Source organism: Bifidobacterium sp. WCA-178-WT-4B (assembly GCF_009696495.1).
Taxonomy (GTDB): Bacteria; Actinomycetota; Actinomycetes; order Actinomycetales; family Bifidobacteriaceae; genus Bifidobacterium; species Bifidobacterium infantis.
In genome coordinates this window covers 312296-320089 of record NZ_VULV01000002.1, presented here as the reverse complement: position 1 = coordinate 320089, position 7794 = coordinate 312296, and the positions used below count along the sequence as shown (strand labels likewise).

Genomic DNA, 7794 nt, shown 5'->3' with positions numbered 1-7794 from the left:
CGATGACCGACGAACGACTCGAGCGCCTCTACCGGCAGGCATGGGAAAGGAGCCCGCAAGGCCAGTACGAGACGTTCGGCATCCCCGCAAGATACGGCACCGGCATCGACTGGAACGAGTTCCACACCAGGGTCGAATGGCAGTCGAACGACTAGACCACCAGACACACATTTTGGCCTATAACCCTCCGTCGTCATGTTGTCTCATGTTGTTTGAAAACGGAAAAGCCCCGGAAGACAACCACTCAAAAGTGGCGGAATTCCGGGGCTAATCGGTCGGGCCGGCGGGATTTGAACCCGCGACCCCTTGACCCCCAGTCAAGTGCGCTACCAAACTGCGCTACGGCCCGATGGTGCAAAAGCACCGAGTAGATAATCTACCAGATATATGAAATCTGGCAAATTACGCGCGTGTCACTTCCGCTTCTTCTTCTCGCGGATGTTCACGGAGATCTGAATCGGTGTGCCTTCGAAGCCGAATTCCTCGCGCAGGGAACGCTCGATGTAGCGGCGGTAGCCGTGCTCGAGGAAGCCGGTGGCGAAGATCACGAAACGCGGCGGGCGCGTGGATGCCTGCGTGGCGAAGAGGATTCGCGGCTGCTTGCCACCACGCAACGGGTGCGGGTGGGCGGCCTGAATTTTGCCGAGGAAGGCGTTGAGCTTGCCTGTAGGAATACGCTGATCCCAGGATTCCAAGGCCTTATCCATGGCTCGCGTCAGACGGTTGGTGTGCCAGCCGGTCTTGGCGGACAGGTTCACACGCTCGGCCCACATCACACGGTCGAATTCGGTGTTCCACAGGCGTTCGAGACGCTGCTTGTCGAACTCGTCCATCGCATCCCACTTGTTGAATACGAGCACGATTGCACGGCCCGCATCCACGGCGGTGGACATGACCTTCAAATCCTGATCGGATACCGGCTGCGATGCATCAAACAGGATCAGCGCCAATTCACAGCGCTCGATGGCGGCCTGCGTGCGCAGAGAGGAATAATATTCCGCGCCTGTGAGCTTGTGCTGGCGTCGCTTGATGCCGGCGGTGTCGATGAACAACCAGTCCTCGCCATCGATGTTGACGATTTCGTCGACGGGGTCGCGCGTAGTGCCGGCCAAATCGTTGACAACGGCACGTTCTTCGCGCGCCAGCTGATTGAGCAGAGACGACTTGCCCACGTTCGGACGGCCCACCAGAGCCACGCGGCGCAGGCCGGAAGGCGTGAGGTAGCCGGAAGTCTTCTCGGCCTGCTTGAGCTTGTCGAGCGCAACGTCCAGCAGGTCGCCCACTCCCCTGCCGTGCATGGCGGAAATCGAGTATGGTTCGCCGAGGCCGAGCTTCCAGAATTCGGCGGCAAGGTATTCGCTGGCCTGGTCGTCGATCTTGTTGACGGCCAGCACGATCGGCTTGCCGGCGGCACGCAGCATCTTGACGATGCGCTCATCGGTGGTGGTCATGCCCACTTGACCATCGACAACGAATACCACAGCATCGGCCAAGGTCACGGCAACCTGTGCCTGTGAGGCGATGGCGGATTCAATGCCTTCCACGTCGGCTTCCCAGCCGCCCGTGTCCACCAGCTTGAAGTCGGTGCCGGCCCATTCCGCGTCATAGCTCACACGGTCTCGCGTAACGCCCGGCGTGTCTTCCACAACGGCGGCACGGCGGCCGAGGATACGGTTGACCAAGGATGATTTGCCCACGTTCGGACGGCCTACAACAGCCAGCACGCCCACCGGCTTGGGGCCGGCCTTGCGCGCACCTTCCGTGAAACCACGGCCGGAAATCAGATCCTCATCGCCCTCGTCCAACTCATAGCCTTCGAGATTGGCGGCATACTGCTCGTATTCCTGGTTCTCGATGGCGTCCTCGACCAGACCGATGAGCAGATCGAGCGTGTGGGCGAAGTCCAGATCGGAATTGTCGATGGTGGTAACGCCATCGGCGGCGGTCAGGAAGCTGGTGACCTTGGAATCGGCCTTGTCGCGCGCGGCCACATCCTCAGCACCCACGCCCTTGACGGCTTGGCCGGTGCGACGGGCCTGACGGACCTCCTCACGGGCGGTCAGCAGCACGCGCACCTCGGCGTCCGGGGACACCACAGTGGTGATATCGCGGCCCTCGGCCACGATGCCCAAACCCCCGGAGAAGGAGTCGGCCGACGCCTCGCGGGCGATGTAGGCGCGCTGGGCGGCGATGAGCACGTTGCGCACCGGGATGACGTTCGACACCTTGGAGACATGGCTGGAGACTTCGGAGGAACGAATGGCCTCGGAGATGTCCTCGTCGTCGGCGAATACGCGGGGGTTGTCCGGGTCCACGGAGATATCGAAATGGTCGCCGGTGAAGAACTCGCCCACCGCTTCGGTGATGACACGCTCATCCACGGTTTCGGCGTCAAGATCGATGCCCTGCTTCAAGCACCACCAAGCGCAGGCACGATACATCGCGCCCGTGTCAAGGTAGGCGTATCCGAAATACTTGGCCAGCGCCTTGGACGTGGACGACTTGCCCACGCCGGCGGGGCCGTCGATGGCAACGCGAATCACAGGCCAACCTCCTTGGACAGCGAACGGACTTCCGTCTGGGACAGCACGCGGTAGGAACCGGGCTTCAGATCACCGAGTTTGATCGGGCCGATCTGGGTGCGCACCAGACGCTTGACCGGGAAGCCGATCGAACCGAAGATGCGGCGCACGATGCGGTTCTTGCCGGAGTGCAGCACGACCTTGACCATCGTGTAATCACGGGAGGCGTCGATGATGGCGCAGTGGTCGAGTTTGATCCAACCGTCATCGAGCTGCACGCCGGTGGTCACGAGTCGGCGGCACACGGTACCGGAGATCTTGCCCTCCAGCGTGGCGACGTAGGTCTTTTCGACCTCGTACTTGGGGTGCATGACGTGCTGCGAGAGTTCGCCATCGTTCGTCATGAGAATCAGACCCTCGGAATCGTAGTCGAGACGGCCCATGTGGAAGATGCGCTCGTACTTGTCGCCCACGATGTCACGCAACGTGTAGCGGCCCTTCGGATCGTCCATGGCGGAGAGCACCTTGCGGGGCTTGTTCAGTGCCAGAGTGACGTGGTTCGGATTGACGCGTACGCGCGAACCGTCTACTCGCACCTGCTGCTTATGAGGGTCAACGCGAGTTCCGAGCTCGGTGACCAGTTCACCGTCGACCTCGACACGGCCTTCGGTGATCATGTCCTCGCACTTGCGGCGGGAACCGAATCCCGCTTGGGCAAGCAGCTTCTGGAGTCGAATGGAATTGGAATCGTCTTGCGCTTTCGCAGCGCGGGAATATGCGTTTGGCATCGTTCTCCCAACGTGGCCGGACAGATTCTGTCATCGCAGAGACTGTCGATTTGTATACATACTTTAGAGTTGGCGGACTGGAATCCCAGCCAATTCCAACCCATATATCATACCGCAACGTAGGACTGCTGCTAGACTGGCAACCGTTTGTGCGGGTTCGCCCGTCTTCCAACAGATGAAAAGGAATGAACAATCATGGAAGAAACCAAGCAACAGCCGCTGGCTCTGCGCGTGTGCGCCGAATCGGCCGGCAGCTTCCTGCTGTGCTTTGCGATTTACGCCTTCTCCACATGGGGTTCGGCCGTATATGGCATCAATATCGTGTTCTTCGCGTTGGCTACCGGCTTGGCATATGCCGCAGTCACCGCCATCTTCTCCCGCGTGTCCGGTGGTCAGCTGAATCCGGCCATCACCGTAGCCTCCGTGCTGGTTTCCAAGACGAAAATCCTGGATGGCATCCTCTATGTGATCGCTCAGGTCATCGGTGCCATCGCCGCCGGCTTCGCCGTGGTCAAGCTGCTGCCCACATCCGAGCAGGTAGCTGCCAAAGTGTGGCTGACTCCGGCCGTTAACGGTTTCGAAAACGGCTCCGTGTCTTACTCGCTGCTGACCCAGTATGGCATTACGTTCTCGATTACGTTGGCGATTGTCGTCGAGGTCGTTGCCTCTCTGATTGTCGTTGCCACCGCCATGTCTTCTCTGGGTGATCACGGCGAGTCCTCGGACCGTCATATCATTGCCATGGGTCTTGCCTATGGTCTGGCCGCCGCCATCAGCTACCCGGTTACCGGTGCCGGTCTCAATCCCGCCCGTTCCACCGGTATCGCACTGGCCGCGATGAATGAGGGCCTTACGCAAAATCCGCTGCAGCAGCTGTGGGTATTCTGGATTAGCCCGGTCTTGGCCGCCTCTGTGGTGGCGTTGGTCATGATCATCGCGCAGATGATGACCACTCCCAAAGTGCCGGCTGCCGCCGATCTTCCGCAGATGGATGCCGATGCAAACGCGGACACGCTCGACGATGGCGAATTCTTCGATCAGGCCACCTCGTCTGATGGCGATTCAGCGGAAAAAGATGTTGCCGAAGAGTCCAAAGAAGCTGAAGTAGGTAATCAGCAGGCCGATTCCCAAGGCGATGCCGATGAAGGAGTCGAACGCCACTGAGCGCACTTTCCATGGGCTTTTGTCCTGAAGAATCAGACGAACAAGCCCGGTGATGATGGCCGTCACGGCAAGTATGACCGTGGCGGCCATCGTATATCCGAAAGCAACCAGCAGTGTGATGACGGCGACGACGCCGAGTACGCACCATTCAAACCATGGCTTGCCCTCATGTGCTTCGGATACATAGGGATGGTTGTGCATGTTGCGATTCCTTCTGTCGAACGGTTACGTGACCACAATAGCAGCCAAAACGCACAAAGGTGGATTCCGCCTGGACCCGTTGACGGGTCCAGGCGGAATCCACCTTTGTGCGTTTTGGCTGAGCTGCTCTCCTCAGAGAGTCCCGATCAGTGGAAGAAGTGGCGGGTGCCGGTGAGGTACATGGTCACGCCAGCCTTATTGGCCGCTTCGATGACCTCCTCATCGCGGATGGAGCCGCCAGGCTGCACGATTGCCTTGACGCCCGCGTCGATAAGCACCTGGGCACCATCGGCGAACGGGAAGAACGCATCAGATGCCGCGACCGCACCGGTGGCGCGATCGGCACCATCGGCCAGTGTGTTGGCGCGCTCGACGGCCAGATGGCAGGAGTCCACGCGGTTGACTTGGCCCATGCCGATGCCAACCGTGGCCTGGTCGTGGGCCAGCAGGATGGCGTTGGACTTCACGCAGCGGATTGCACGCCATGCGAACACGAGGTCCTTCAGCGTGTCGGCGTCGGCGGCCTCGCCGGCCACGAGCTTCCAGGCGTCCGGATCGTCGCCGACGGCGTTGATCAGATCAGTGTCCTGCACAAGCGGGCCGCCATCGATCTGGCGGATGGCCTCGTGGCCCTTCGGCGGCTCGGCCACTTTGAGGATGCGCAGGTTCTTCTTCTTGGTCTGCAGCAGTTCGAGCGCCGCCGGTTCGTAATCGGGCGCGACGATGACCTCGGTGAAGATGGGACGCACGCTTTCGGCCATTTCAAGGGTGACTGTGGAGTTGCAGGCGATCACGCCACCGTAGGCGCTCATCGGATCGCAGGCGTGGGCCTTCTTGTGGGCTTCGGCCGCGGTCTTGCCAATGGCCAGACCGCACGGATTGTTGTGCTTGACTACGGCCACGGCAATGGCGGGAGCCATATCCCATACGGTGCGCCAGGCGGCGTCCGCGTCCACGTAGTTGTTGTAGCTCATCGGCTTGCCGCCGAGCTGCTCGGCGTGGGCGAAACCGGTCTGGTTGAGCGGGTCAATGTAGAGGGCGGCCTGCTGGTGGGAGTTCTCGCCGTAGCGCAGGGTGTGCGCACGATCCCAGGTGCGGGTGAACTGGGCCGGGAACTTGGCGGAATCGATTTCAGTGTCCTGATCGTCTTTGTCCACTTCGGCGGTGTCCAGCGAAGCCGGCTTCGGCCAGTGCTTGGCGGTCCATTCGTTGATGGTGGCGTCATAGGCGGCGGTGTGGGCGAAGGCCTTGGCGGCAAGCCACTTGCGCTCGTCGAGGGAGAAACCGGTGCCGTCGGCCACACGCTCGGCGACCAAGGCGTAATCGGCCGGATCGGTGACGATGGCCACGGTGGCGTGGTTCTTGGCTGCGCCACGCACCATGGAGGGGCCGCCGATGTCGATCTTCTCGATGGTGTCGGCTTCGTTGGCACCGGAGCGCACGGTGTCGGCGAACGGGTACAGGTTGACGACCACCAGATCAAACGGCTTGATGCCGAAGCCGTCAAGCTGCTTGGCGTGTTCGGGGTTGGTCATATCAGCCAGAATGCCGGCGTGAATGTACGGATGCAGCGTCTTGACGCGGCCGTCGAGGCATTCGGGGAATCCGGTGACATCGGACACCTCGGTTACCTTGACGCCCAGCTCGGCGAGCTTCCTGGCGGTCGAACCGGTGGAAACGACTTCGGTGCCGGCCTTCACGAACGCTTCCGCGAGTACTTCGATGCCTTCCTTATGAAAGACCGAGACCAGTGCCCGACGGATCGGTCGGTTCGTGTTTGTCATCCTGTTCCTCCTTGGATTCTTGTGGTTGTGACGCCAGGGACCGCGCCTGACGGACGATGACGGTCTTCGGGGTCGCGGCGGTGGTGCGGGAATCATTGATCCTCCCAACCAACCAGCCTATCGAAAAAACGAGCGCTGTGCCAATCAGCGCGAGTAGCCATGCCGCGGTAAATCCCAATGCGGTCGAATGACCGACGACTCTGGTGGAGGCCATGACGTCGACGCCAATGTGAGCGAGACGATGATCGCCAAGCGATCCATTGGACAGAGCGAACAGCAATGTGGATGCCAGTGAGATCAGCATCGCGCTCAGGCAGAATGACCCGGCGGAGTAGATCAGCGAAACCAGTACTGGGCCGCGGGTGGACGCATTCCGTATATTCAACGGTCTGCAGGCGAATCCTTGCGGCAGGAATACAGCCAGCAGGCCCACGAGCGCAGCGATGGCGAGAGGCGCGTTCAAGGCAACGGTACGCCATAGTTCGCTGCTGACCGGTTCGGGCAGAATACCGAATACCGGTATTGCAGGAAGCTCTTTGGATTGGCCGAGCCATAACGTGAAACTGGCCAAATCACCGATGGCGAATCCGCCGCCGAAGAGCCAGGAAACAGCCCAGAGCATGACGTTGGGTAGCCAGATCAGCATGGCGACGGTGGTGAGAATTCGTGAACCGGTTTCCATCCCGGACAATCCGAACAACGATACGACAGCGGCATGGTTGCGTACCGCCCATACGATGACGGTAATCAATCCAATTGCCAGGTATATGCCCAGTATCGCGACGGCCAAGGCAACGCCGATTTTCAGGCAGTGGCGTATGTCCGCCGGCACCTGCTTGCGAGTCCAGTCCCTGAATGCTCGCATCTTGGCTGATTCCGGTACGGCTGCGCATAGGAAACCGATCGAGAATACGATGGCTGCTTTCAGCAACACAAGCCATTGGTCATCGACAAGACCTAGGTGTACGGATTGCCGAAATACCTCGTTCAACCCGAGCCAAACAACCAATCCGGCAACATACGCATGCGGCCCGTATGCTTTGATTCGCATGGTGAGTGCATTGATCAGCCATATCAGCAGTATAGTCAACATCAATGGCGTGATGGTGAGGGTGAACGAATCGGTTCTAAAGCCCGATCCCTCACTCAGAAGCACAACGGCCTGTGTCAGCGAGGTTGTGCCGACGGTGAGATTGTCGGCGCCCTCTTCCATGGAGACGACCAATAACATCAGCGCTGTATAGCAGCCTAATGCAATGGCATAGATGGCCATGGATGCGAGGGCGACTATGGCTCCCCGCACCCATTGGCGAATCACGGCTTTCATCACGATTG

The 7794-nt window shown here is 60.1% G+C and carries 6 protein-coding genes, 1 tRNA gene and 1 pseudogene; 2 read left to right on the top strand and 6 right to left on the bottom strand.

Annotation, left to right across the window (positions count from 1 at the left end):
- Positions 1-155, top strand: a pseudogene (locus FYJ31_RS03250) (IS256 family transposase); the annotation flags it as partial.
- 120 nt (positions 156-275) lie between these two features.
- On the opposite strand, the gene FYJ31_RS03245 reads toward FYJ31_RS03250, so the two are convergent.
- The 3 genes from FYJ31_RS03245 to FYJ31_RS03235 all read right to left on the bottom strand — a co-directional run bounded on the left by FYJ31_RS03245 (position 276) and on the right by FYJ31_RS03235 (position 3310).
- Positions 276-349 (bottom strand) — tRNA-Pro (locus FYJ31_RS03245).
- Positions 350-413: 64 nt separating this feature from the next.
- Complete coding sequence (der, locus tag FYJ31_RS03240; protein WP_131210055.1) at positions 414-2543, bottom strand: bifunctional cytidylate kinase/GTPase Der; 2130 nt, start codon at positions 2541-2543, stop codon at positions 414-416.
- Positions 2540-3310, bottom strand: a complete 771-nt coding sequence (locus FYJ31_RS03235; RefSeq protein ID WP_012577513.1) for a pseudouridine synthase — start codon at positions 3308-3310, stop codon at positions 2540-2542. The genes der and FYJ31_RS03235 overlap by 4 nt, the downstream gene beginning before the upstream one ends.
- Before the next feature lie 195 nt (positions 3311-3505).
- On the opposite strand from FYJ31_RS03235, the gene FYJ31_RS03230 reads away from it, so the two are divergent.
- Entirely contained in the window at positions 3506-4474 is a 969-nt protein-coding gene (locus tag FYJ31_RS03230; RefSeq protein WP_065472495.1) for an MIP/aquaporin family protein, read from the top strand.
- On the opposite strand, the gene FYJ31_RS03225 is transcribed toward FYJ31_RS03230, so the two are convergent.
- The 3 genes from FYJ31_RS03225 to FYJ31_RS03215 form a co-directional block, all read right to left on the bottom strand.
- A complete protein-coding gene (locus FYJ31_RS03225; protein WP_012471861.1) occupies positions 4373-4675 on the bottom strand; it encodes a hypothetical protein in 303 nt (100 codons plus the stop codon). The two genes, FYJ31_RS03230 and FYJ31_RS03225, sit on opposite strands and share 102 nt — an antisense overlap.
- A 146-nt stretch (positions 4676-4821) precedes the next feature.
- Positions 4822-6459: a bifunctional phosphoribosylaminoimidazolecarboxamide formyltransferase/IMP cyclohydrolase gene (gene purH, locus FYJ31_RS03220; protein ID WP_154535937.1), complete on the bottom strand. Its 1638-nt coding sequence runs from the start codon at positions 6457-6459 to the stop codon at positions 4822-4824.
- A complete protein-coding gene (locus tag FYJ31_RS03215; protein WP_012577510.1) occupies positions 6407-7786 on the bottom strand; it encodes a cell division protein PerM in 1380 nt (459 codons plus the stop codon). The genes purH and FYJ31_RS03215 overlap by 53 nt, the downstream gene beginning before the upstream one ends.
- Positions 7787-7794: the final 8 nt, after the last annotated feature.

Bases quoted from the DNA above. Each gene is read 5' to 3' on its own strand.
- FYJ31_RS03235 (WP_012577513.1), bottom strand. From the start codon at position 3,310: ATGCCAAACGCATATTCCCGCGCTGCGAAAGCGCAAGACGATTCCAAT.
- FYJ31_RS03230 (WP_065472495.1), top strand. From the start codon at position 3,506: ATGGAAGAAACCAAGCAACAGCCGCTGGCTCTGCGCGTGTGCGCCGAA.
- FYJ31_RS03225 (WP_012471861.1), bottom strand. From the start codon at position 4,675: ATGCACAACCATCCCTATGTATCCGAAGCACATGAGGGCAAGCCATGG.
- purH (WP_154535937.1), bottom strand. From the start codon at position 6,459: ATGACAAACACGAACCGACCGATCCGTCGGGCACTGGTCTCGGTCTTT.
- FYJ31_RS03215 (WP_012577510.1), bottom strand. From the start codon at position 7,786: ATGAAAGCCGTGATTCGCCAATGGGTGCGGGGAGCCATAGTCGCCCTC.